Source organism: Microbacterium sp. AC132 (genome assembly GCF_979258525.1).
This window is the reverse complement of sequence record NZ_OZ409862.1, coordinates 3,138,071-3,159,814: the sequence shown is the minus strand read 5'-3', so window position 1 is coordinate 3,159,814 and position 21,744 is coordinate 3,138,071. Positions and strand designations below refer to the sequence as shown.

General features: G+C 68.2%; 20 protein-coding genes and 1 pseudogene. 3 read left to right on the top strand and 18 right to left on the bottom strand.

What is annotated here, in order from left to right; all coding sequences use genetic code 11:
* Window position 1 precedes the first annotated feature (1 nt).
* The 9 genes from rsfS to rplU form a co-directional block, all read right to left on the bottom strand.
* Window positions 2-385, bottom strand: coding sequence for a ribosome silencing factor (gene rsfS, locus ACZZZQ_RS15175; protein ID WP_042537705.1), 384 nt, complete (start codon window positions 383-385; stop codon window positions 2-4).
* Window positions 385-1,551, bottom strand: coding sequence for a hypothetical protein (locus ACZZZQ_RS15170; RefSeq protein WP_463507863.1), 1,167 nt, complete (start codon window positions 1,549-1,551; stop codon window positions 385-387). Before ACZZZQ_RS15170 ends, rsfS begins: the two co-directional genes overlap by 1 nt.
* Window positions 1,548-2,150, bottom strand: a complete 603-nt coding sequence (nadD, locus tag ACZZZQ_RS15165) for a nicotinate-nucleotide adenylyltransferase (protein ID WP_053096575.1) — start codon at window positions 2,148-2,150, stop codon at window positions 1,548-1,550. The genes ACZZZQ_RS15170 and nadD overlap by 4 nt, the downstream gene beginning before the upstream one ends.
* 6 nt (window positions 2,151-2,156) lie before the next feature.
* Entirely contained in the window at window positions 2,157-2,381 is a 225-nt protein-coding gene (locus tag ACZZZQ_RS15160; protein ID WP_053096577.1) for a hypothetical protein, read from the bottom strand.
* 66 nt (window positions 2,382-2,447) lie between these two features.
* Window positions 2,448-3,701, bottom strand: a complete 1,254-nt coding sequence (locus ACZZZQ_RS15155) for a glutamate-5-semialdehyde dehydrogenase (RefSeq protein ID WP_072591409.1) — start codon at window positions 3,699-3,701, stop codon at window positions 2,448-2,450.
* Between the two features lie 9 nt (window positions 3,702-3,710).
* Window positions 3,711-4,496 carry a glutamate 5-kinase gene (gene proB, locus ACZZZQ_RS15150; RefSeq protein ID WP_053096581.1) on the bottom strand — a complete coding sequence of 262 codons (786 nt, stop codon included), beginning with the start codon at window positions 4,494-4,496 and terminating at the stop codon, window positions 3,711-3,713.
* Window positions 4,493-5,995, bottom strand: coding sequence for a GTPase ObgE (gene obgE, locus ACZZZQ_RS15145; RefSeq protein ID WP_053096582.1), 1,503 nt, complete (start codon window positions 5,993-5,995; stop codon window positions 4,493-4,495). Before obgE ends, proB begins: the two co-directional genes overlap by 4 nt.
* Window positions 5,996-6,102: 107 nt before the next feature.
* Window positions 6,103-6,360 carry a 50S ribosomal protein L27 gene (gene rpmA / locus ACZZZQ_RS15140; RefSeq protein ID WP_028501603.1) on the bottom strand — a complete coding sequence of 86 codons (258 nt, stop codon included), beginning with the start codon at window positions 6,358-6,360 and terminating at the stop codon, window positions 6,103-6,105.
* Between the two features lie 19 nt (window positions 6,361-6,379).
* Complete coding sequence (gene rplU, locus ACZZZQ_RS15135) at window positions 6,380-6,688, bottom strand: 50S ribosomal protein L21 (protein ID WP_072591411.1); 309 nt, start codon at window positions 6,686-6,688, stop codon at window positions 6,380-6,382.
* A 211-nt stretch (window positions 6,689-6,899) separates the two neighbouring features.
* Between rplU and ACZZZQ_RS15130 the strand changes: the two genes are divergently transcribed.
* Window positions 6,900-7,166, top strand: a complete 267-nt coding sequence (locus tag ACZZZQ_RS15130; protein ID WP_295104386.1) for a DUF4031 domain-containing protein — start codon at window positions 6,900-6,902, stop codon at window positions 7,164-7,166.
* Here ACZZZQ_RS15130 and ACZZZQ_RS15125 read toward each other — a convergent pair.
* On the bottom strand, window positions 7,131-9,716 hold the full coding sequence (locus tag ACZZZQ_RS15125; protein WP_463507862.1) for an Rne/Rng family ribonuclease: 2,586 nt from the start codon (window positions 9,714-9,716) through the stop codon (window positions 7,131-7,133). The genes ACZZZQ_RS15130 and ACZZZQ_RS15125 overlap by 36 nt on opposite strands.
* A 281-nt stretch (window positions 9,717-9,997) precedes the next feature.
* Here ACZZZQ_RS15125 and ACZZZQ_RS15120 point away from each other — a divergent pair, with 281 nt between their 5' ends.
* On the top strand, window positions 9,998-10,615 hold the full coding sequence (locus ACZZZQ_RS15120) for a vitamin K epoxide reductase family protein (protein WP_053096588.1): 618 nt from the start codon (window positions 9,998-10,000) through the stop codon (window positions 10,613-10,615).
* Window positions 10,616-10,682: 67 nt separating this feature from the next.
* Here ACZZZQ_RS15120 and ndk read toward each other — a convergent pair whose 3' ends face one another.
* The 5 genes and pseudogenes from ndk to ACZZZQ_RS15095 form a co-directional block, all read right to left on the bottom strand.
* On the bottom strand, window positions 10,683-11,099 hold the full coding sequence (gene ndk / locus ACZZZQ_RS15115; RefSeq protein ID WP_029261664.1) for a nucleoside-diphosphate kinase: 417 nt from the start codon (window positions 11,097-11,099) through the stop codon (window positions 10,683-10,685).
* 1 nt (window position 11,100) lies between these two features.
* A complete protein-coding gene (locus ACZZZQ_RS15110; protein WP_053096593.1) occupies window positions 11,101-11,523 on the bottom strand; it encodes a DUF4233 domain-containing protein in 423 nt (140 codons plus the stop codon).
* Window positions 11,511-12,863, bottom strand: coding sequence for a bifunctional folylpolyglutamate synthase/dihydrofolate synthase (locus ACZZZQ_RS15105; protein ID WP_463507861.1), 1,353 nt, complete (start codon window positions 12,861-12,863; stop codon window positions 11,511-11,513). The genes ACZZZQ_RS15110 and ACZZZQ_RS15105 overlap by 13 nt, the downstream gene beginning before the upstream one ends.
* Window positions 12,860-16,224, bottom strand: a pseudogene (ileS, locus tag ACZZZQ_RS15100) (isoleucine--tRNA ligase). Before ileS ends, ACZZZQ_RS15105 begins: the two are co-directional and overlap by 4 nt.
* A gap of 420 nt (window positions 16,225-16,644) precedes the next feature.
* Complete coding sequence (locus tag ACZZZQ_RS15095) at window positions 16,645-17,454, bottom strand: endonuclease domain-containing protein (RefSeq protein ID WP_463507860.1); 810 nt, start codon at window positions 17,452-17,454, stop codon at window positions 16,645-16,647.
* A 314-nt stretch (window positions 17,455-17,768) separates the two neighbouring features.
* Here ACZZZQ_RS15095 and ACZZZQ_RS15090 point away from each other — a divergent pair, with 314 nt between their 5' ends.
* Window positions 17,769-18,419 (top strand): pentapeptide repeat-containing protein, encoded by a 651-nt coding sequence (locus ACZZZQ_RS15090; protein ID WP_463507859.1) that lies wholly within the window; start codon window positions 17,769-17,771, stop codon window positions 18,417-18,419.
* Here the strand turns inward: ACZZZQ_RS15090 and ACZZZQ_RS15085 are convergent.
* From ACZZZQ_RS15085 to ACZZZQ_RS15075, 3 genes are read right to left on the bottom strand one after another with little or no spacing between them, the layout of a single operon-like run.
* Window positions 18,409-19,917, bottom strand: a complete 1,509-nt coding sequence (locus tag ACZZZQ_RS15085) for an ATP-binding cassette domain-containing protein (protein WP_295104330.1) — start codon at window positions 19,915-19,917, stop codon at window positions 18,409-18,411. The two genes, ACZZZQ_RS15090 and ACZZZQ_RS15085, sit on opposite strands and share 11 nt — an antisense overlap.
* Window positions 19,914-20,726, bottom strand: coding sequence for an ABC transporter permease (locus ACZZZQ_RS15080; protein WP_463507858.1), 813 nt, complete (start codon window positions 20,724-20,726; stop codon window positions 19,914-19,916). Before ACZZZQ_RS15080 ends, ACZZZQ_RS15085 begins: the two co-directional genes overlap by 4 nt.
* Complete coding sequence (locus tag ACZZZQ_RS15075) at window positions 20,723-21,664, bottom strand: ABC transporter permease (protein WP_056278920.1); 942 nt, start codon at window positions 21,662-21,664, stop codon at window positions 20,723-20,725. The genes ACZZZQ_RS15080 and ACZZZQ_RS15075 overlap by 4 nt, the downstream gene beginning before the upstream one ends.
* Window positions 21,665-21,744 lie beyond the last annotated feature (80 nt).

Here is a 21,744-nt window from a genome sequence, read left to right as displayed (position 1 = left end):
GTCAGTCGCGGTCTGCTGCGGCGGAGTCTGCGAGCTCGAACGGCACGACGGGGCAGTCCTTCCAGAGACGCTCGAGGCCGTAGTAGACGCGCTCTTCCTGGTGGAAGACGTGGACGATCAGATCGCCGAAGTCGAGGAGAACCCATCGGGCCTCCGCGCGACCCTCGCGGCGGACCCGCTTGTGACCGGCTTCGATGAGCTTGTCCTCGATCTCATCGGCGATGGCGGCGACGTTGCGCTCGCTGTTTCCGGTGACGAGCAGGAAGATGTCGACGAGCGGCAGAGGCTCCGAGACGTTGAGCGCGACGAGATCCTCACCGCCCTTCGAGACGGCGGCGTCGGCCGCGAGCTGGAGCATCTCTTCGGCGGTTTCAGGTGACTGCATCAGAACACATTCGTGGTGAAGGCGACGATCAGGGACACGCCCAGCGCGAGCGCGAGACCACCCGCCACGATCGCGAGGATGAGCATGAGTTTGTTGCCCTTTTCGGGGGCGGGCGGGCGGATGACCTCGCCGGCGGGCTTGATGGTGCTGACGGCCGCGCTGGCGGCGATCGGCGTGGGCGAGGATGCCGGGGGCAGTTCGCCGTCGATGAGCACGGCGTCCACGTCCTTGCCGTCCGTGGTGCCGTGCGCGTGGCCCTGTGAACCGAGTCCCTTGGGAAGTTCGTAGGAACCGGTCACGAGGATCTCCCCTGTGGAGGCGACGGGGCCTGAGAGCGACCCCTCTCCCGGGGAGGGGTTGAAGATGAGGGTGTTCGGAGCGAGATGCTGGGAACCGGTCGAGTCGCCGACGGTCAGCAGCTCGTCGAACGACGGCGAGAAGGGCTTCCGTGTCTCCGCGTCGTCGCTGAGCAGATCCTGACCGAAGGCGGAGTTGACCACGGGGCGCTCCCCGTCCGCGATGTCGTCGTCAGCGTCGTCCACATCCGCCAGAACGTCGCCTGCGTCGACCTCGTCGGTCGTTTCTGCATCGATTCCGAGCTCCGCGACGGCGGCACTCGTGTCGCCCGCGCCGGAGGTGACCGGCTCGCGGTCGTCGTCCGTCGTGTCGAGGTTCGTCGAGGCGCTGACCGGTGCGGGCAGATCCGCCGCAGCCGAGTCGTCGTCTTCCTGGTCATCGTCGTCAACGACATCGGAGTCGTGGACATCGGAGTCGGGAGCGTCGGCTGCCTCGGCCGCGGGGACCTCGACGGGCGGAACCTCGTCGGTCCAGTCCGCATCATCCGCGTTGTCCGGCGCGTCGGACTCGTCAGCGTCGCCGATGGGAACGGATCCGGTCATGGAGCGTTCGCGCTCGCGAACCTGGCGACGCGTCAGCGGCGTGTTCCCCGGCTCGGTCTCGCCGCGGTCGGCCGGTGCCGACGGTGCAGCGGGTTCGGTCTCGGCGGCGTCCTGCTCCTCGGTCGGCGTTACGGCGGGCGGAGTCGCGACCGCGGCGGCAGCAGCAGCCTCCTCCGCCGAGATGACCGGTGTGGAGCCGGTCAACCGGATCTCACGCAACTGCTTTCGCGTCAGCGGACCCTGTTCCTGCCGATCCGATGTACTCATGCCTTGCTCCGATACAGATGATGCTTCGCGATGTATTGAACGACTCCGTCGGGGACGAGGTACCAGACCGGCTCGTCGTCACGGACCCGCGCCCGGCAGGCCGTCGACGAGATGGACAGCGCCGGCACCTCCAGTTGGCTGACGTTGTCGCTCGGGAGGCCGTCAGTGCTCAGGACGTGTCCTGGACGTGAGACCGCGACGAAGTGGGCCAACTCCCACAGTTCATCATGGTCCCTCCAACTGAGAATTTGCGCCACGGCATCGGCACCCGTGATGAAGAACAGCTCGGCGTCGGGCCGCTTCTCCTTCAGGTCGCGGAGGGTGTCGATCGTGTACGTCGGCCCTTCACGGTCGATATCGACTCTGCTCACCGTGAACTGCGGGTTGGACGCCGTCGCGATCACGGTCATCAGGTAGCGGTGCTCACTGGGGGTGACATCCGACTTCTGCCACGGGTGTCCGGTGGGCACGAAGACGACCTCGTCGAGATCGAAGGAGTGCGCGACCTCGCTCGCGGCGACCAGGTGCCCGTGGTGGATGGGGTCGAACGTGCCGCCCATCACACCGATGCGCGCCGGACGCGAGGTCGTGTCGTTCATATGGGCCTAGTGGCCGTGCCCTGCCTCGTGGCCGTCCTTGCCGTGCCTCGCGGCCCAGGCGTCAGCCTTGGCGGAGTGACGGTTGGCGACGTTCTTGTATGACAGCGTGACCAGGCCGAGGAAGGCGAAGACGATGATCGCGATGACGCCGAAGATCAGCGTCTCGAGCTGGACATTGCCGTGGTGCTCGGTTTCGGCAGCGACCATCGCGATCTGTGCGACGAGGTTCATCCTGACTCCGTTTCGTGGCTGGCGGGCGTGGCTCACGAAGAGCCACAGCGCCCCCTAGTCTAGCCCTCAGCCGCGCGTCTGCCCTGCCCCACGCGCCAGCCATTTCGTGCTGGTCAGCTCGGAAAGCCCCATCGGGCCCCTCGCGTGCAGCTTCTGCGTCGAGATCCCGACCTCGGCACCGAACCCGAACTCCCCGCCGTCGGTGAACCGCGTGGAGGTGTTCACCATCACGACCGCCGAGTCGACCTCGGCCAGGAACCGCTCCGCGTTGCGCGAATCCGTCGTGATGATCGACTCCGTATGGCCGGTGCTGTAGCGACGGATGTGGTCGAGAGCGTCATCGAGCGTGTCGACGACCTTGATCGCGATGTCGAGGCTCAGATACTCCGTCGCCCAGTCCTCCTCGGTCGCGGGGATCACGTTCGAGACGAGGCCGACCACCATGTCGTCGCCGTGAATGGCCACGCCCTCGCTCTGCAGCGCACTCGCGACCAGCGGGACGAGCCGTGGCGCGGCCTGACGGAGCACGAGGACCGTCTCGACCGCATTGCAGACGCTGGGGCGCTGCACCTTCGCGTTCACGACGATGTCCTGCGCCCAGTCGTCAGGGGCGCTCTCGTCGAGGACGATGTGCACGTTGCCGGCGCCGGTCTCGATCACGGGCACGGTCGCCTCGGTCACGACGGTCTCGATCAGCCCCGCACTGCCGCGAGGCACCAGCACGTCGATGTAACCCCGTCCGTGCATGAGGGCGGTGGCGCCGTCGCGACCGAAGTCGTCGACGGTCTGCACCGCTTCCGCGGTGACGCCTGCCTCCTCGAGTGCCTGGCGCATGATCTCGACGAGCACCGCGTTGGAGTCTCGTGCGGCGCTGCCACCGCGCAGGACCACGGCGTTCCCCGAGCGCAGCGCGAGCGCCGCGATGTCGACCGTGACATTGGGGCGCGCCTCGTAGATCGCCCCGACTACCCCGAACGGCACCCGCACCTGCTCGAGAGCGACGCCGTTCGGCATCCGGTGCCCTCCGACGACACGACCGACAGGGTCGGGAAGAGCCGCCACCTGACGGACCGCAGCGGCGAGGGAGGCGACGCGCTTCTCATCGAGGCGCAGTCGGTCGATGAGCGACTCGCCGATGCCGTCAGATCGACCGCGCTCGATGTCTCGGCCGTTGGCCTCGATGATCGCGGCCGCATTCCCCTCGAGAGCCACCGCGATGGCTTCGAGCGCGCGGGACTTGTCGTCGCTGGTCAGTCTGGCCGTGGCGCGGGACGCCTCTTTGGCACGCTCGAGCCGCACCTGCGGGGTCTGGTCGGTCATCCGCCCAGTCTAGGAGAGCGCGGGCTCGAACCAGGTCCCTATGTCGGCGCCCGCGAGGGCCTTGTCGACGAGGTCGGCGCTGGTCACGAGCACACCGATCCCGGACGCGGCCGCCAGTCGGGCGGCGGACACCTTCGTCGCCGCTCCCCCGGTGCCGACACTGTTGACGACCGTCGAGCCGAACTCGAGGCCTGAGAGATCGGCGTCCGGAGCGACGACGTCGATGGGCTCAGCGGTCGGGTCGGACGGCGGCTTGGTGTACAGCGACTCGATGTCGCTGAGAAGCACGAGCGCATCCGCCTCGATCAGCTGGGCCACGAGCGCGCCGAGGCGGTCGTTGTCGCCGAATCGGATCTCCTGCGTCGCGACCGTGTCGTTCTCGTTCACGATCGGCAGGATGCGAAGACCGAGAAGTCGCTCCATCGCCCGTCGCGCGTTGCTGCGCGAGGTCGGATTCTCGAGATCACCGGTCGTGAGCAGCACCTGTCCCGCGACGATGTCGAAAGGACGCAGCGACTCCTGGTAGCGGTACACGAGGATGTTCTGTCCGACGGCGGCTGCGGCCTGCTGAGTGGCCAGGTCCGTGGGGCGAGCATCGAGACGCAGGAACGGGATGCCCGTGGCGATCGCTCCGGAGGAGACGAGGATCACCTCGGCCCCGCGCGCGTGCGCTGCCGCCAGTGCCTCCACCAGAACGGGGATGCGCCAGGAGGACTCCCCGCTGATCGAGGAAGACCCGACCTTGACGACGATCCGTGAGGCTGTGGCGAGATCCGCCCTCGTGCGGGCAGTCACTCCCCGTCCTCGCGGTAGGCCGCGAGCCGCTGAGCCTCGACCTCGGCGCGAGCCTCGGCCTTGGCATCCATGCGCTCGTAGTAGTTCTCACGACGCTCGGAGGTGGTGCGACGCCCGTTGGGGGCGAGACGCGGGTCGGTGCCACGGGGTGCGGTCATCAGCTCGGCCGCAGACGTCATGGTGGGCTCCCAGTCGAAGACGATGCTGTCGCCCTCGCCGATGACGACCGTCGACCCCTGCACGGCACCGAGGCGGAAGAGCTCGTCCTCGACGCCCAGCTTCTCGAGACGGTCGGCGAGGTAGCCCACCGCCTCTTCGTTCTGGAAATCGGTCTGCTGGACCCAGCGCACCGGCTTCTCGCCGAGGATGCGGTAGACGTTGCCGTAGCTGCCGCCCTCGACGCGGATCTCGAAGCCCTTCTTCGGGCCACGCGGGCGAAGGATGACGCGCTCACGCGGGACCTCGGTCGCGGCGAGCTCGGCACGGTGCTGGTCGACGATCTCGCCGAGCGCGTAGGTCAGCGGGCGCAGACCCTCGTGCGAGATCGTGGAGATGTCGAAGACACGGAATCCGCGAGCCTCGAGGTCGGGGCGCACGAGGTCTGCGAGGTCGCGGGCCTCCGGCACGTCGATCTTGTTCAGGGCGATGAGCTGCGGGCGCTCGAGCAGAGGGGTCTGCCCCTCGGGAACCTCGTATGCGGCGAGCTCTCCCAGGATGACATCGAGGTCGGAGATCGGGTCACGACCGGGCTCGAGCGTTGCGCAGTCGAGCACGTGCAGCAGTGCGGTGCAGCGCTCGACGTGACGGAGGAACTCCAGTCCGAGACCGCGTCCCTCGCTCGCTCCTTCGATGAGTCCGGGGACGTCAGCGACCGTGTACCGCGAGTCCCCTGCCTGCACGACACCGAGATTGGGGTGCAGCGTGGTGAAGGGGTAGTCGGCGATCTTGGGGCGTGCGGCCGAGATCGCGCCGATCAGGCTGGACTTGCCCGCCGAGGGGTAGCCGACCAGAGCGACGTCTGCCACGGTCTTGAGCTCGAGGATGACATCGCCCTCGTACCCGGGGGTCCCGAGCAGCGCGAACCCGGGAGCCTTGCGCTTCGGGGTGGCGAGTGCGGCGTTGCCGAGTCCGCCATGCCCGCCCTTGGCGACGACGTAGCGCTCACCGGGCTCGATCATGTCGATGAGCACCTCGCCGGCCGGGTTCTTCACCACGGTGCCGACGGGAACGGGAAGCTCGAGATCCTCGCCCATGAACCCCGCACGGTGGTCGCCCATTCCGGGGCCGCCGTTTCCGGAGCTGCGATGCGGAGAGTGGTGGTACGAGAGGAGCGTTCCCGTCTGGGTGTCGGCGACGAGCACGACGTCGCCGCCGTCACCGCCGTTGCCGCCGTCGGGGCCGCCGAGCGGCTTGAACTTCTCGCGGTGCACCGAGACACAGCCGTTGCCGCCCTTGCCCGCGCGCAGATGCAGCGTCACGGTGTCGACGAAGCTGACCATGTCTCTCTCCTCAATTGATGCGGCCTGAGATGTGGACTCGGCCGGAAACGCAGATTCGGGACGGGCCGAAGCCCGCCCCGAATCGGATGACTAGTGTCGTGCTGTGATCACTCAGCAGCGGCGACGATGTTGACGACCTTGCGGCCGCCCTTCGCGCCGAACTGGACCGCACCGGCGGCCAGAGCGAACAGAGTGTCGTCGCCACCACGGCCGACGTTCACGCCGGGGTGGAAGTGCGTGCCGCGCTGGCGGACGATGATCTCGCCGGCGAGAACCTGCTGTCCACCGAAGCGCTTGACGCCAAGTCGCTGAGCGTTGGAGTCACGACCGTTACGGGTGGAGCTTGCGCCCTTTTTATGTGCCATGTCCTGGTCTCCTCGGTCTTTACTTGATGCCGGTGATCTTGACGCGCGTGAGCTCCTGGCGGTGGCCCTGACGCTTCTTGTAGCCGGTCTTGTTCTTGTACTTCTGGATGATGATCTTCGGGCCGCGGAGGTTGCCGATGACCTCTGCCGTGACCTTGACCTTCGCCAGCGAATCAGCGTCGGTGGTCACCGAGGCGCCGTCGACGAGCAGCACTGCGGCCAGCTCGATCTTCTCGCCCTGTGCAGCCTTGACACGGTCGAGCTGAACGATCGTGCCGACCTCGACCTTCTCCTGCCGCCCACCGGCGCGCACTACTGCGTAAACCACTTCATACCTGTTTCGTTGGGGAGCTCGCGGCTCCGAGATCTCACGGGAAGACTGTTGCTTGCATGCATCGCGGGGCGACGGGCACGAACGCAAGACTCTCCGCTCCGACCGTCCAGGACGACGCGGCATACGCACCAAGGGACTACTTTACCGGATGCGGGACACTGTGGCAAAACGTGCCGCCCGGTGTGTCCGGTCATAGGCTGAAGGGATGACCGTTCTCGTCGATGACCCCCTGTGGCCTGCGCACGGGCGCCTGTGGGCTCATCTCGTCAGCGATGACACCCTGCAGGAGCTGCACGACTTCGCGAGGGCGCATGACGTGCCCGCGCGCGCGTTCGATCTCGACCACTACGACGTTCCGGAAGAGATCATCCCCCGGCTCCTCACCGCCGGCGCACAGCATGTCGGCGGCAAGGAGCTGGTCAGGCGGCTGATCGCCTCAGGACTCCGAATCCCCGCTCGCGACCGGCGCTGACGGCTCGGAGTTCACCGAGACGGGCGTGCCTGTGAGGGCAGCCGTCGAGACGCGGCGACGACCGCGACCCTGACCGGGCGCCTTCGGCTCGGGAAGAGCATCGAGCACCGAATCGAGCAGCGCCTCCGCCGGGGACTTCGGCGACGACTTGCGGTCGGATCCACGCTTCTTGCGAGGCTTCTTGGCGCGCTCCTGCGGTGCGGTCGCTTCCGTCGGCTCAGCCACGGGAGCGACGGCCTCTGCCGGCTCGTCGGCATTCGGAGTGCGCGTCGAGGCTGCGATCTGCGCGAGTGCCGACTTCGCTCCCTCGGGGATGCTGTGCGTCGTCACCGCGGCCGGAGCAGCGCTCTGCGACTGACCGTTGCCGCCGCGCTGGCGACGGTTGGACTGAGAGCTGCCGTTCCCGTTGCCGTTGCCGTTCCCGTTGCTGCTGGAGCGGTGCTTGACGACGGGGTCGTGGTGGACGATGACGCCGCGGCCGGCGCATACGTCGCACGCCTCGCTGAACGTCTCGAGCAGGCCGAGGCCCAGCTTCTTGCGGGTCATCTGCACGAGGCCGAGCGAGGTGACCTCGGCGACCTGGTGCTTCGTCCGGTCCCGGCTGAGGCACTCGATCAGGCGACGCAGAACCAGGTCGCGATTGGACTCGAGCACCATGTCGATGAAGTCGACGACGATGATACCGCCGATGTCACGCAGCCTCAGCTGGCGGACGATCTCCTCGGCCGCCTCGAGGTTGTTCTTGGTGACGGTCTCCTCGAGGTTTCCGCCCGAGCCGACGAACTTGCCGGTGTTCACGTCGACGACGGTCATCGCCTCGGTGCGGTCGATGACCAGCGAACCACCCGAGGGCAGCCACACCTTGCGGTCGAGAGCCTTCTCGATCTGCTCCGTGATCCGGAAAGCGTCGAACGGGTCGGTCTCGTCCTCATACGACTCGACGCGCTCGAGGAGGTCGGGTGCGACGCTCTCGAGGTAGGCGCGGATCGTGCGCTGCGCGTCCTCGCCCTGGATGAGCATCTTCGTGAAGTCCTCGTTGAAGACGTCGCGGACGATCTTGACGAGGAGGTCGGGCTCGGCGTGCAGCAGTGCGGGTGCCTGCTGGTTCTCGACCTGCTTGCGGATGTGCTCCCACTGACTGGTGAGCCGCTGGACGTCACGCGTGAGCTGGTCCTCGGTGGCGCCTTCGGCCGCCGTGCGGACGATCACGCCGGAGGATTCGGGCAGGACCTCCTTGAGGATGCGCTTCAGGCGCGTGCGCTCGTTGTCGGGAAGCTTGCGGCTGATGCCGTTCATCGATCCGCCCGGCACGTACACGAGGTAGCGGCCCGGGAGCGAGATCTGGCTGGTCAGACGCGCGCCCTTGTGGCCCACCGGATCCTTGGTGACCTGCACGAGGACGCGGTCGCCCGCCTTCAGCGCGAGCTCGATGCGACGCGGCTGGTTGCCGGTCTCGACGCCGTCCCAGTCGACCTCACCGGAGTACAGCACGGCGTTGCGGCCGCGGCCGATGTCGACGAACGCCGCCTCCATGCTCGGCAGCACGTTCTGCACGCGACCGAGGTAGACGTTGCCGATCAGCGATGCGTCCTGGTTGCGAGCGACGTAGTGCTCGACGAGCACGCCGTCTTCGAGGACGCCGATCTGCGTGCGGCCGTTCTTGGAGCGGACGACCATCTTGCGGTCGACCGACTCGCGACGCGCGAGGAACTCCGCCTCGGTCACGACCGGGCGACGACGACCTGCGTCACGTCCGTCGCGGCGGCGCTGCTTCTTCGCCTCCAGGCGCGTGGAGCCCTTGATGGCCTTCGGCTCGGTGATGTACTCCACGACGCGCTGACGGGGCTGGCGCGGTTCATCGCGCTGCTCCCGCGGCTCACGCTGATCGCGAGTGTCGAGGTCGTCCGAACCGCCGCGACGACGGCGGCCGCGACGACCGGCCGGCTCGTCCTGCTCGCGGTCGGCGATGCGGTCGAACACACGCTCGCGACCCGTGCGCGCAGGAAGCGGCAGGACCTCGGGTGCGTAGAAGTGCAGCTGGGTCGAGACCTGCGAGACGAAGACCTCGGGGAGCAGCCCCAGCGAGACGGCGGTGAGGGGCTTGGGCTCCTCCGGCTTCTCGGGTGCGGTCTCGGCAGCGGGCTTCTCGGCAGCGGGCTGCTCGGGTGCGGCTTCGACAGCGGGCTGCTCTGCAGCGGCGTCGGGCTGCTCTGCAGCGGCGTCGGGCTGCTCTGCAGCGGCGTCGGGCTGCGCTGCAGCGGCGTCGGGCGCGTCCTGCGACGGAGCCTCCGCAGCCGGGGCATCCTCAGCCGGGGCATCCTCGACGGGAGCCTCCTCAGCAGGAGCCTCCTCAGCAGGAGCGTCCTCCGCAGGGGCCTCCTCCGCAGGAGTCTCCTCGGCCGAGGCGGTCTCGCTCGTCGAACCCTCGCCGTCGGCCGGAGCGTCGGATGCTTCAGCCTCCGGAGCGTCGGCGACTACCTCTGCGGGCGCGTCAGCATCCGCAGTGAAGTCGAGGGTAGGGGCGTCGTAGTCATTGTTCTCATCGGCCATCTCTGGCTTGCTCCTCGCGCGGACACTTCGTGTTCCGCTAACTCTCATGCGACACCCGCAGGTGTCGCGAACTCATTCGGTGTGCGACCGGCCCATGGCTCTGATCACGAGGGGCATACGGCCCCGAAGTCTGCGTCGATGCGCGCCACGACGGGGTCGAGCGATGCATCACAGGCCATTATCGCACCAAGTGCGCCGGTTCGCGGCATCCTCGCGACTCCGGGTCGTTTTCTCCGGCGCGCTCACGCCCGATACATAGCGATCGCTGAGAGAATCCACACATGAGCGAGCAGCGCACCCGCCCCGTCGTCTATGCCGTGTGGTTGATCATCGCGAGCGTCATCGGCTGGTTCGCCGCCTTCCAGCTGACGGTCGAGAAGTTCGTGCTTCTGGAGAACCCCACCGACGCGCTCGCCTGCGATGTGAGCCCCTTCATCCAGTGCAGCAAGAACCTCGGGTCCTGGCAGGGTGAGATCTTCGGCTTCCCCAACCCGCTGCTCGGACTGACCGGGTGGATGGCCCCGTTGGTGATCGGCGTCGCGATCCTCGCCGGGGCGAGGTTCCCGCGGTGGTTCTGGGCGGCCTTCGGCGCGGGGATCACCTTCGCCTTCGGACTCGTCTGCTGGCTCATCGGCCAGAGCCTCTACGCCGCGAACCTCGGGGTTCTGTGCCCGTGGTGCATGGTGACGTGGGCAGTGACCATCCCGACCTTCTTCGCGACGATGCTGCATCTGACCCGCAACGGCACCTTCACACGCAACGAGAAGACCCGGGAACGCGCCGACAAGCTGATGGTCTGGGTTCCGCTGGCCACCATCCTGGCCTACGCGGTCATCATCATGATGGCGCAGCTGCAGGGCCTGGACTTCCTCGGCGAGATGGCGCGCATCATCTTCTGACCCCGCCCCGACATGACGAAGCCCGCCGCACGATCTCGTGCGGCGGGCTTCGTCGTGTGCGGATCGGTCAGTCGAACCAGATCCCGAGCTCGCGTGCGGCCGACTCGGGGCTGTCCGAGCCGTGCACGAGGTTCTGCTGCACTTTGAGACCCCAGTCGCGGCCGAAGTCGCCACGGATCGTGCCGGGCGCGGCGGTGGTGGGGTCGGTCGTGCCGGCGAGCGAGCGGAAGCCCTCGATCACACGGTTGCCGGCGAGGCGGATGGCGACCGACGGGCCCGAGAGCATGAACTCCAGGAGCGGCTCGTAGAAGGGCTTGCCCTCATGCTCCGCGTAGTGCTCGGCGAGCAGGTCGCGGTCGGGCTCGACCAGGCGGATGTCGACGAGGGCGTAGCCCTTCGCTTCGATGCGCGCCAGGATCGTGCCGGTGAGGCCGCGGGCGACACCATCGGGCTTGACGAGGACGAGGGTTTCTTCGGTGGCCATGTCATTCACTCTCTGTCTGAGTCTCAGTCGTGGGCCCGTCGGGACGTCGTGCGTCCAATCGGGCCCCCATGATCGTCGCATACCCCCACATGCCGCCGAAAACCACGACGACGAGCAGGATCGCGGGGACCAGAATAGCCGCCAGAGCGATGACGACCTGCAGGACCCAGCCCGCCGTGATCGCCCACGGCTTCGTGATCATGCCGGCGAGGGCGAGGCAGGCGAGCCCGACGACGGCACCGCCGACGATCCCCCACCATTGCGGGATGCCCGCGGGCAGCGTCTTCAGACCGAAGACCGTGAGCCCCGCGAGGAAGACGACGATGGACTCGAAACCGAGCACGATCGGCGCCAGCTTCTGCACCAGAGTGCGTGGGGGACGCGGCGGACGGGCCGGGCGGGATGCAGCGGTCACGCGCGCCATCCCGACTTCCAGTCCTCTTCCTCGGCGAGAGCGATCGCCTCGCCGGCGAGCACGACCGAGCCGGCGATCACGACGGCCCGGCGATCCGATGACGCCGCCCACTCGCGCGCGGCGTCCGCTGCCTCGGCGAGCGTCGGGTGCACCGTCGCACGCTGTCCCGTCGACTCGACGAGATCGGCGATGAGATCCGCGTCGCTCGCACGGTCGGACTCGGGCGCCGTGGCGAACACATGGGCCGCCGCGGGCGCGAGCTTCGAGACGATACCGGCGGCATCCTTGTCAGCGAGCACGCCGAGCACCACACCCCACTCGTCGAAGTCGAAGCTGTCATCCATCGCCTGCACGAGCGCGGCTGCGCCGTGCGGGTTGTGCGCAGCATCCACGATCACCGTGGGAGCGACGCCCAACAGCTGAAGTCGCCCCGGCGAGGTCGAGCCCTGCAGGCCCTCCGAGATGATGTCGGCGGCGATCGGCTGCTGCGCCCCGCCGATGAGCGACTCCACGGCTGCGACCGCGAGGGCCGCGTTGTGTCCCTGGTGCGCTCCGTACTGGGGCAGGTACTCCTCGACATACGCTCCGGCGAGACCGCGGATGGTCAGCAGCTGTCCGCCGACGGCGAGCTTCTGCTCGGCGAGTCCGAACTCCTCCCCTTCGAAGGCGATCGTGGCGTTCCTCTCGGCAGCGACACGGCGCAGCACCTCGGCGGCCTCCGCGGGCTGCTGGGCCGACACGACGGCAGCGCCCTCCTTGATGATTCCCGCCTTCACGGTCGCGATCTCGGCAATCGTGCCGCCGAGACGATCGGCATGGTCGATGTCGATGGGCGCGAACACCGCCACATCACCGTCGGCCGTGTTGGTCGAGTCCCACTCGCCGCCCATTCCCACTTCGAGGACGAGCACGTCGACCGGGGCATCCGCCACCGCCACGAAGGCGAGCACGGTGAGCAGCTCGAAGAACGTGAGCGGCTCCTCACCCGCTGCCTCGAGCTCGGCGTCGACGATCTCGGCGAACGGTTCGATCTCGTTCCAGGCGTCGACGACGGCGGCATCCTCGATCGGCTCTCCATCGATCACGATGCGCTCGGTGAAGCGCTCGAGGTGCGGACTGGTGAAGAGGCCCGTGCGCAGCCCGTGCGCGCGCAGCAGGGTCTCGATCATGCGAGCGGTCGAGGTCTTGCCGTTCGTACCCGTGATGTGGACGACGCGATACGTGCGCTGCGGATCGTCGAGATACGCGAGGATGCGCGCTGTGCGCTCCTTGCGCGGCTGCACCCAGCGCTCCCCCGCACGGCTCAGCAGCTTGTCGTAGACGGCATCGGCCTTGTCGCGTGCGCTCATGCGGCGGGCTCCTTCGTCGTGACGTCGATCGTGACGATGATCGGACGCTTGTCGGCGCCCAGGGCGGTCGCACCACTGCGGAAGACGCCGTCACCGGGGCTGGTGACCTCCTGCACGAGGGCGTCCATGTCGTCGGTCGCCTGCACCGCGAACGCGACGGCCAGGGTCTCCCCCGCGATCAGGTCCGCATGCGCCTGCAGCGCCTCGGCATCAGCCGGGCCCACGTTCAGTGCCAGAACGATGCGGTCGCTCACATCGAGGTCCGCATTCTTGCGGGCCTCCTGCACGACGCGGATGGCATCTCTCGCCAGTCCCTCGGCTTCGAGCTCAGGAGTCGTCGTCGTGTCGAGCAAGACGAATCCGCCGCTCGGCACGATCGCGAGCGCCTCCCCCTCGGGCCGGCCGGTGGTCTCGAGCACGAGGTCGTACTCGCTCGGCTCGAGCACGATGCCGCCCGCGGTCACGACGCCGTCGACCTCCGACCAGTCGCCGGACTTCGCGGCCTTGATCACCGTCTGCACGTTCTTGCCCAGGCGCGGACCCGCCGCACGGGCGTTCACGCTCAGCCGGTGGCTGATCCCGTATCCGCCGGCGGTCGTGTCCGACTGCTGGACGAGCTCGACCGACTTGACGTTGAGTTCCTCGCGCAGGATGTCCTCGAACTGGCCGAGCGTGGCCGCCAGAGGTGACACCACCGTGAGGCGTGCGAGTGGCAGCCGCACACGGAGCTTCTCCTTCTTGCGCAGGGCGTTGCCGACGCTCGACAGCTCGCGGACGGCATCCATCGCGTCGCGGATCTCGTCCGCCGCGGGGAACGCTGTGTCATCCGGCCAGTCCTGCAGGTGCACGCTGCGTCCGCCCGTGAGCCCCTGCCACACGCGCTCGCTGATGAGCGGCACGAGAGGCGCGGCGACCCGGGTCAGCGTCTCGAGCACCGTGTAGAGCGTGTCGAAGGCGTCTGTGCTCGACCCCTCCCAGAACCGGTCGCGCGAACGACGGATGTACCAGTTGGTGAGCACCTCGGCGAAGTCGCGCAGACGCGCGGACGCGGTCGTGGAGTCGAGACCCTCGAGGTCCGCACGCACCTCGCGCACCAGGTCGCCGAGACGAGCGAGGATGTAGCGGTCGAGGACGTCGGTCGAATCAGTGCGCCAGGTCGCGTCGTATCCGCCGGGCTTCGCCGCGTTGGCATATGTCGCGAAGAAGTACCACGAGTTCCACAGCGGGAGCAGGAACTCGCGCACGCCCGAGCGGATGCCCTCTTCGGTCACTGCGAGGTTGCCGCCGCGCAGCACCGAGCTCGACATGAGGAACCAGCGCATCGCGTCGGAGCCGTCGCGGTCGAGCACCTCGGAGACGTCCGGATAGTTGCGCAGCGACTTCGACATCTTGTAGCCGTCGTTGCCCAGGACGATGCCGTGGCAGCTGACGCCCGTGAACGCCGGTCGATCGAACAGCGCCGTCGAGAGCACGTGCATGACGTAGAACCAGCCACGCGTCTGCCCGATGTACTCGACGATGAAGTCGGCGGGCGCATGCGTGTCGAACCACTCCTGGTTCTCGAACGGATAGTGCACCTGCGCGTACGGCATCGAGCCGGAGTCGAACCACACGTCGAAGACGTCCTCGATGCGGCGCATCGTGCTCCGGCCGGTCGGGTCATCGGGGTTCGGACGGGTGAGGTCGTCGATGTACGGACGGTGCAGGTCGATCTCGCCCTCGGGGTTGCGCGGGAGCGTGCCGAAGTCGCGCTCCATCTCCTCGAGCGAGCCGTAGGCGTCGACGCGCGGGTACTCGGGGTCGTCGCTCTTCCAGATCGGGATCGGCGAGCCCCAGTAGCGGTTGCGGCTGATCGACCAGTCGCGCGCGCCTTCGAGCCACTTGCCGAACTGGCCGTGCTTCACGTTCTCGGGCACCCAGGTGATCTGCTCGTTGTTCGCGAGCAGGTCGTCTTTGATGTCGGTGACGCGGATGAACCAGCTGGACACGGCCTTGTAGATCAGGGATTCCGGCACCGCCAGCAGTGCGGGTACGAGTGCACGTAGCTCTGCTCGCGCAGGAGGCGCCCCTCGCTGCGCAGCAGGCGGATGAGCGGCGTGTTCGCGTCCATCCACAGCTGCCCGGCGACGTCGGTGACGTTCGGCAGGAATCGTCCGCCATCGTCGAGCGACAGGATCGTCGGGATGCCGGCAGCACCGGCCACCCGCTGGTCGTCCTCACCGTAGGCAGGAGCCTGGTGGACGATGCCGGTGCCGTCGCTGACCGTGACGTAGTCGTCGACGAGGATGCGCCAGGCGTTCTCCGTGCCGTAGGTCTCGGCGTCGGCGTAGTAGTCGAAGAGCCGGTCGTAGGTGACGCCCTCGAGCTCGGCTCCGCGCACCGTCGCGTCGACCGCGGCGAGCGCCTCGTCGAGGCTCTCGTATCCGAGCTCCTTGACGTAGCCGCCGAGCAACTCCCGCGCCAGAAGGTAGCGGTGGGCCGAGGCCTCGACGGCGGCATCCGTCGTTCCCGCGACCTGGTGCACGTCGGCAGCTCCTCCGGGACCGGCGGGCAGCACGACGTACTCGATGTCGGGGCCGACGGCGAGCGCGAGGTTGGTGGGGAGGGTCCAGGGGGTGGTCGTCCAGGCGAGTGCCCGCACGGCGGTGAGACCGAGGGCCTCAGCCTTCGCACCGGTCAGCGGGAACGTGACGGTGACCGACGGGTCCTGACGGTTCTGGTACACGTCGTCGTCCATGCGCAGCTCGTGCGCCGACAGCGGGGTCTCGTCGCGCCAGCAGTACGGCAGCACGCGGTATCCCTCGTAGGCGAGTCCCTTGTCGAACAGGGTCTTGAACGCCCAGAGCACGCTCTCCATGTAACCGAGGTCGAGCGTCTTGTATCCGCGCTCGAAGTCGACCCAGCGAGCCTGACGAGTGACGTAGTCCTGCCACTCATGCGTGTACTTGAGCACCGAGTCCTTCGCCTTCGCGTTGAAGACGTCGATGCCCATCTCCTCGATCTGGCTCTTCTCGGTGATGCCGAGCTGCTTCATGGCCTCGAGCTCGGCGGGCAGACCGTGGGTGTCCCAGCCGAAGACACGATCGACCTTCTTGCCGATCATGGTCTGGAATCGCGGGAAGACGTCCTTGGCGTAGCCCGTGAGCAGGTGCCCGTAGTGCGGCAGGCCGTTGGCGAACGGCGGGCCGTCGTAGAAGACCCACTCGTCTTCGCCCTCGCGCTGCTCGATCGAGGCGCGGAAGGTCTGATCGGTCTCCCAGAAGTCGAGCACCTCGCGCTCGATCTGAGGGAACCGAGGGCTCGGGGCGACGGAGGCAGCCTGGTCGGCGGCCGGGCCGAAGGAGGAACGCGGGTAGGTCATGTCGTCTCGCAGGAGTCGTGGCGGATGCTGCTGCGAGGACGATCCGTCCGGCTTGTCGTTCCGGGGACCGCGGTACCACCTCGCGTGCCGCGCCTCACGGCGGAGCCACTCTCACTGCGGCTGTGACGGGCCTGCCCCGCTCGGTTCTACTGAGTCCGCCCTCGCGAGCCGACCGTTCTTCCGAGAGCTCCCCGGTGATGTCCGGATCACAGCTCTTGTCTCCCATTGTACGCGCGGTGCGGCGCGTGCGCCTCCTGCCTCCTGAGCGCGGCCGAAGTCCTTGCGCGCTTCCGAGGTCGGTTCTGTCTTCGGAGCCCGCGCCCCCGTCGGCCGAATGCACCTCCGTCGGCCAGTCTCCGGAAATTCGGCCGAGGTACGACCATCTGACCGACGGTGCGAAGCGTCTGAACGGCGGGTCACTCACCCCGCGCGGTGCAATCCCTGCGCGACCGCGCGCATGATCAGGTCCTGCACGATGTGCCAGTCGAACATGACGTGCGTGTACGACACGCGCATCACGTGATACCCCATCAGCCGCAGTTCGGCATCGTGCCGGATGTCTTCGGATCGCTGCGCACCGACGTGGTGGGCCCCGTTGATCTGTACGACGAATCGGTCGCCGATCAGAGCGTCGACGCGGTGGCCCGCGATCCAGATCTGCACGCGGATCGGCTCTCTCAACCACCGCAGTCGCGCACGAAGGTAGGTCTCCAGCCCCGCATCGGCGAAAGGAGTGGCCCGTTCGAGAATCAGCCGCGCCGCCGGCTTCCACGAGTATCCGCGCAGAGCTTCCATCGTGACGAGCGACTTGTTGAGCGCTGACTCCCAGGTCGCGAGCGCCCGCTCGAAAGGCTCGCACTCAGCGATGTACGCCAGCACATTCTCGATCGGATCGACGAGCACATCCGGATGACGCGGCACGATCGGACTGCCCCAGTGCACCTGCGCGTCGACACGTCGCCTCCCCGCGGCGTTCGGCCCGACGGCGACGTGTGGCTTGCCCGAATCGTCGTGCAGCCAGAGACCGAGCCGAGCGGCTTGAGTACGGCAGGTCAGCACGACGCCTCGGCGCGCCGCGCTGATCAGCATCCCGTCGGCGGAAGGCACCGCGAGCCATCCTCGTCGCGGCCGGATCAGCACACCGCCTTCGACCGCCGACGCGACCAGGCTCCGAGCGAATCCGCGCTCTTGGATGACGGTGACACGCACGACGCCGCCGAACTCCGTCATCGTCGCAAGCAAGTCCTCTGACGTTCTCCGCACCCAGCCAGTGTGGGACGTATCGCGTGCGCGTCGCCCCCCGTTCCAGGCTTGTGCGCACAACGGCGTCTCGTGGCGTTCTGTGCAGGAGCGGTCGAGGCGTCCGCAGACGTCCCTCGCTCGCCACTCTCGTGCTCCCGCTCTCGCTCGGCCGAATCCACCTCCCTCGGTCCGATTCCGCGCAATAGGCCGAGTGAAGCGCATCCGGCCGAGGAAGGAGCAGCCGAACCGAGGAAGGCGCGGCCGAACCGAGGAGTGTCTCACCCACCCCCTACCCTCGAAGCATGGCCCGCTCCCCCGAATCCCCTGTGGCTCCCCGCGTATCGCCTCCCGACCTTCCCCTCGAGTTCGAGTCGGCGACGGCTCGGCGGAGCGCCGATCTGCTCGCGGCACAGCTCGATCTCGAGGTCGCAGCCGATCTCGCCCACGCCTCACTCGAGCAGTGCACGATCACGGCCGACGCCGACAGTGTCGATCTGACCGGAGCCACCCTCATCGACGTCGACATGACGGGTGTCCGCATCGCCTCGCTCAAGATGCGGGATGCCGGCATCCGTCGCGTGCGCATCAGCGGCGGACGCATCGGCACGCTCGATCTGAGCAGCGCCCGAATCGACGAGCTGGAGCTCCGCGACGTGCGGATCGACTATCTGAACCTGGGGGCGTCGAAGGCCACGGACGTCGAGATCACCGCGTGCAGCATCCGGACGATCGACATGCCCCAGGCCGAGCTCACCCGCGTGCGCTTCACCGACACGCGCTGCGACGAGGTGGACTCCCGCGGCATGCGCGCCACGCACGTCGACCTGCGCGGGCTCGACGCCTCGGCGTTCCTCGACGCGAACAGCCTCCGCGGCACGACCCTGAGCAGCTTCCAGGTGCAGCAGCTCGCACCGGTACTCGCGGCGGGGATCGGCATCCAGGTCAGGGACTGACGGGCCGGTTCGCGTCGAGCAGCTCCTGAGTGAACGGATGCTGCGGCGATTCGAACACGTCTGTGACTGCACCCTGTTCGACGATGACGCCGTCCTGCATCACCAGCACGTCGTCGGCGACCGCGCCGACGACATCGAGATCGTGCGACACGAAGATCATGGTCAGCCGACGCTCGCGCTGCAGCCTCAGCAGCAGCTGGATCACGCGCTCACGCACCGACGGATCCAGAGCCGACACCGGCTCGTCCAGCACGAGCACCTCGGGCTCGGCAGCCAGTGCCCGAGCGATGGCGGCACGCTGTCGCTGCCCACCCGACAGCGCGGACGGCCGCCGGGTCGCCAAAACGGGGTCGAGGTCGACCTCGGCGAGAAGCTCGGACACCCGCGCGGCCCGCAGCGCCCGAGGCACGCCGCCCGCGGCGAGCGCCTCCCTCAGCGACCGCCCGATGCTCCATCGAGGATCGAATGCGCCGAGCGGATTCTGGTGCACGAGCTGCACGCGGTGCTCGCCGATCCAGCGCAGGCCGCCGTCGTCCGGCTGCTCGACACCGACGATCATCCGGGCGAGCGTCGTCTTGCCCGACCCCGATTCCCCGACGATGCCGAGTGTGCGTCCCTGATGCACGGCGAACGACGCGTCGTTCACGGCGGCGATCTCCTCGTATGTCCTTGTGACGCCTGTGGCGACGAGCACGGGTGTCACGTCGTCGGTAGAGGTCACACGCGGCTCGTGCATCGTCGCGGCGATCAGCTGTCGGGTGTACGCGTGCTGCGGCTTCTCGAGAACCTCGCCGACGGGCCCGGACTCGACGACCACGCCGTTGCGCATGACCAGCACGCGATCGGCGATGCGACGGACGGCCGCGAAGTCGTGGCTGATGAACACGATCGCGGTGCCGGCGTCGGCGATGTCGCGGAGGAGTCCGAGGATCCTCGCCTGCACCGTCGCATCGAGAGCCGTGGTCGGCTCGTCCGCGACGAGGATCGCGGGTTCGGCCGCGATGGCCGAGGCGATCAGTGCCCGCTGCCTGAGTCCGCCGGAGAGCTCGTGCGGGTACTGCCGCGCTCGGCGGGCGGCGTCCGGCATCCAGACGCGGTGCAGCAGCTCCTGCACTCTTTCGCGCAGCGCCGCTCGTCCGGACCTGAGGCCGTGGAGACGCAGGGGTTCGGCGATCTCCGATCCCACCCGTTGCAGCGGATCGAGCGAGACGAGGGCATCCTGCGAGACGAGCGCGATGCCCGCGCCGCGCAGAGACCGCCAACGCCGCTCGCCGAACCGTGCGACATCCGTCCCGTCGATGATGAACCGTTCGAACCGCACCCGTGCGTCTGCGGGCGTCAGTCCGAGAAGTGCCCGCGCGGTGAGCGACTTGCCCGCGCCCGACTCACCGACGATGGCGACGCACTCCCCTCGCGCCACCGACAGCGACACCCCGTCGACGACGGGCGTCTCACCGAAGTCGATGCGCAACCCCTGCAGCTCGAGCGCTTCCGTCACGACGTCGGCCCCTCTGCTCTGGCACGCAGCACGCGGCCGACGATCGTCGCCGCGATCACGGTGACGGTGATCGCGATGCCGGGGAACACGGCGATCCACCAGGCCTGTCCGAGCACGTTGCGTCCTCCGGCGAGCATGAGGCCCCACTCGGGAGTCGGCTCCGATGGGCCGAGACCGAGGAAGCTGAGTCCGGCGGCCGCGAGGATGCTCGAGCCGATGCCGATCGTCGCGAGCACGCTCAGCGACCCGAGCACACCCGGCACGACATGCCGGACGAACGCGGGCACCGGGGGGACGCCGAGGATCCGGGCGGCCTCGACGTGCTCGGCGCTGCGGAGGGTGCGGGTCTGCACCCTCGCCAGCCGGATGTAGACGGGGACGGCGGCGAGCGTCACGGCGATCGCGATGTTGACCGGTCCGGGCCCGAGCACCGCCACGACCACGAGCGCGACCAGGAACTCGGGGAAGGCCATGAGCACATCGTTCACCCGCATGAGTGCCGCGTCGACTCCCCGCGGGGCGAGGCCGGCGAGAGCGCCGATGAGCAGCCCCACGGCGAGCGCGATGCCCGTGGCGAGCAGGCCGATGCCGATCGAGCGCCCGGCCCCGTAGAGCACGCGCGAGTAGACGTCACGGCCGCTCTGATCGGTGCCGAACAGATGCTCGGCGCTGGGCGGCAGAAGCGATGCGCGCACGTCGGTCTGAAGAGGGTCGTGCGTGGCGAGGACAGCGGGGAAGGCCGCAGCGAATGCGAGCACCAGCAGCACGGCCACGGCGCACCAGAGCAGCACGGTCTGCGCGCGCTTCATCGCCTTCCTCCCCGCCCGGTGCGCAGCCGAGGATCGATGAGCGGATGCAGCAGCTCGATCACGAGGTTCACGATCACGAAGACGATGGCACTGAGCAGGATGATCCCGGTGATCACCGGCAGATCGCGGTTCGTGATGGCCGCGAGGGTGACCCGGCCGAGGCCCGCCCTGGCGAACACGGTCTCTACGAGCACCGCTCCTCCGAGCACCGATCCGGTCAGGTAGGCCGCCAGGGTCACGGCATTCGCGGCACCGTGTCTCAGCCCGTGACGCAGCGTGAACCAGGACGGGCTCGCACCCCGCGCCCGCACGGTCTCGGCGAACGGCATCCGCTCGGCCTGCACGAGTCCATCCCGCAGCACCTGGCTGAGCAGCGCCGCCACGGGAAGCGCGAGCGTGATGGCCGGCAGCACGATCGTCGCCGGATTGCGGGCACCCGAGACAGGGAACCACCCCAGTCCGAATGCGAAGACGCTGAGCAGGATCAGTCCGATCCAGAACACGGGCGACGACAGGATGACGAGCTCGATGCCCGCGGCGACGGCTCGTCCTGCCTGGCCTCGCACCAGCAGGGCGACGGCGAGCGCGAGCAGCACGGCGATCACGAGAGCCAGCGCCGAGAGCTGCAGCGTCGATCCGAGCTGACGGCCGATGACCTCGGTCACCGGCATCCGCAGCTGATACGACTCGCCCAGGTCTCCCCGGGCGAGCTGACCGATGAAGGTCAGATACTGCTCGAGCGGGGGTCGATCGAGGCCGAGCTCCGCACGGATGCCGTCCTTGACCGCCTCGCTCACCTGAGCCTGCGGCCCGAGCATCACCGAGACCGGATCGCCCGGGATGACGCGGAACGCCAGGAAGACGAGTGTCGCCGCACCCCAGAGCACGATCACGACGGATGCCGCGAGACCGGCGATCCGGATGAGCGCTGCCTTCACCGTTGGCGCCCTCTCGACGATCTCTGAGCACCCTTCGGCACGCGGCGCTCGCTCACGAACGATACCGCAGCGATATGCCC

Bases quoted from the DNA above. Each gene is read 5' to 3' on its own strand.
- ACZZZQ_RS15080 (WP_463507858.1), bottom strand. From the start codon at position 20,726: ATGAAGCGCGCGCAGACCGTGCTGCTCTGGTGCGCCGTGGCCGTGCTG.
- ACZZZQ_RS15095 (WP_463507860.1), bottom strand. From the start codon at position 17,454: ATGACGGAGTTCGGCGGCGTCGTGCGTGTCACCGTCATCCAAGAGCGC.
- ACZZZQ_RS15120 (WP_053096588.1), top strand. From the start codon at position 9,998: ATGAGCGAGCAGCGCACCCGCCCCGTCGTCTATGCCGTGTGGTTGATC.
- rsfS (WP_042537705.1), bottom strand. From the start codon at position 385: ATGCAGTCACCTGAAACCGCCGAAGAGATGCTCCAGCTCGCGGCCGAC.
- obgE (WP_053096582.1), bottom strand. From the start codon at position 5,995: ATGGTCAGCTTCGTCGACACCGTGACGCTGCATCTGCGCGCGGGCAAG.
- ACZZZQ_RS15105 (WP_463507861.1), bottom strand. From the start codon at position 12,863: ATGAGCGCACGCGACAAGGCCGATGCCGTCTACGACAAGCTGCTGAGC.
- ACZZZQ_RS15130 (WP_295104386.1), top strand. From the start codon at position 6,900: ATGACCGTTCTCGTCGATGACCCCCTGTGGCCTGCGCACGGGCGCCTG.
- ACZZZQ_RS15110 (WP_053096593.1), bottom strand. From the start codon at position 11,523: ATGGCGCGCGTGACCGCTGCATCCCGCCCGGCCCGTCCGCCGCGTCCC.
- rpmA (WP_028501603.1), bottom strand. From the start codon at position 6,360: ATGGCACATAAAAAGGGCGCAAGCTCCACCCGTAACGGTCGTGACTCC.
- ACZZZQ_RS15170 (WP_463507863.1), bottom strand. From the start codon at position 1,551: ATGAGTACATCGGATCGGCAGGAACAGGGTCCGCTGACGCGAAAGCAG.
- ACZZZQ_RS15125 (WP_463507862.1), bottom strand. From the start codon at position 9,716: ATGGCCGATGAGAACAATGACTACGACGCCCCTACCCTCGACTTCACT.
- ACZZZQ_RS15155 (WP_072591409.1), bottom strand. From the start codon at position 3,701: ATGACCGACCAGACCCCGCAGGTGCGGCTCGAGCGTGCCAAAGAGGCG.
- ACZZZQ_RS15090 (WP_463507859.1), top strand. From the start codon at position 17,769: ATGGCCCGCTCCCCCGAATCCCCTGTGGCTCCCCGCGTATCGCCTCCC.
- nadD (WP_053096575.1), bottom strand. From the start codon at position 2,150: ATGAACGACACGACCTCGCGTCCGGCGCGCATCGGTGTGATGGGCGGC.
- ndk (WP_029261664.1), bottom strand. From the start codon at position 11,099: ATGGCCACCGAAGAAACCCTCGTCCTCGTCAAGCCCGATGGTGTCGCC.
- ACZZZQ_RS15160 (WP_053096577.1), bottom strand. From the start codon at position 2,381: ATGAACCTCGTCGCACAGATCGCGATGGTCGCTGCCGAAACCGAGCAC.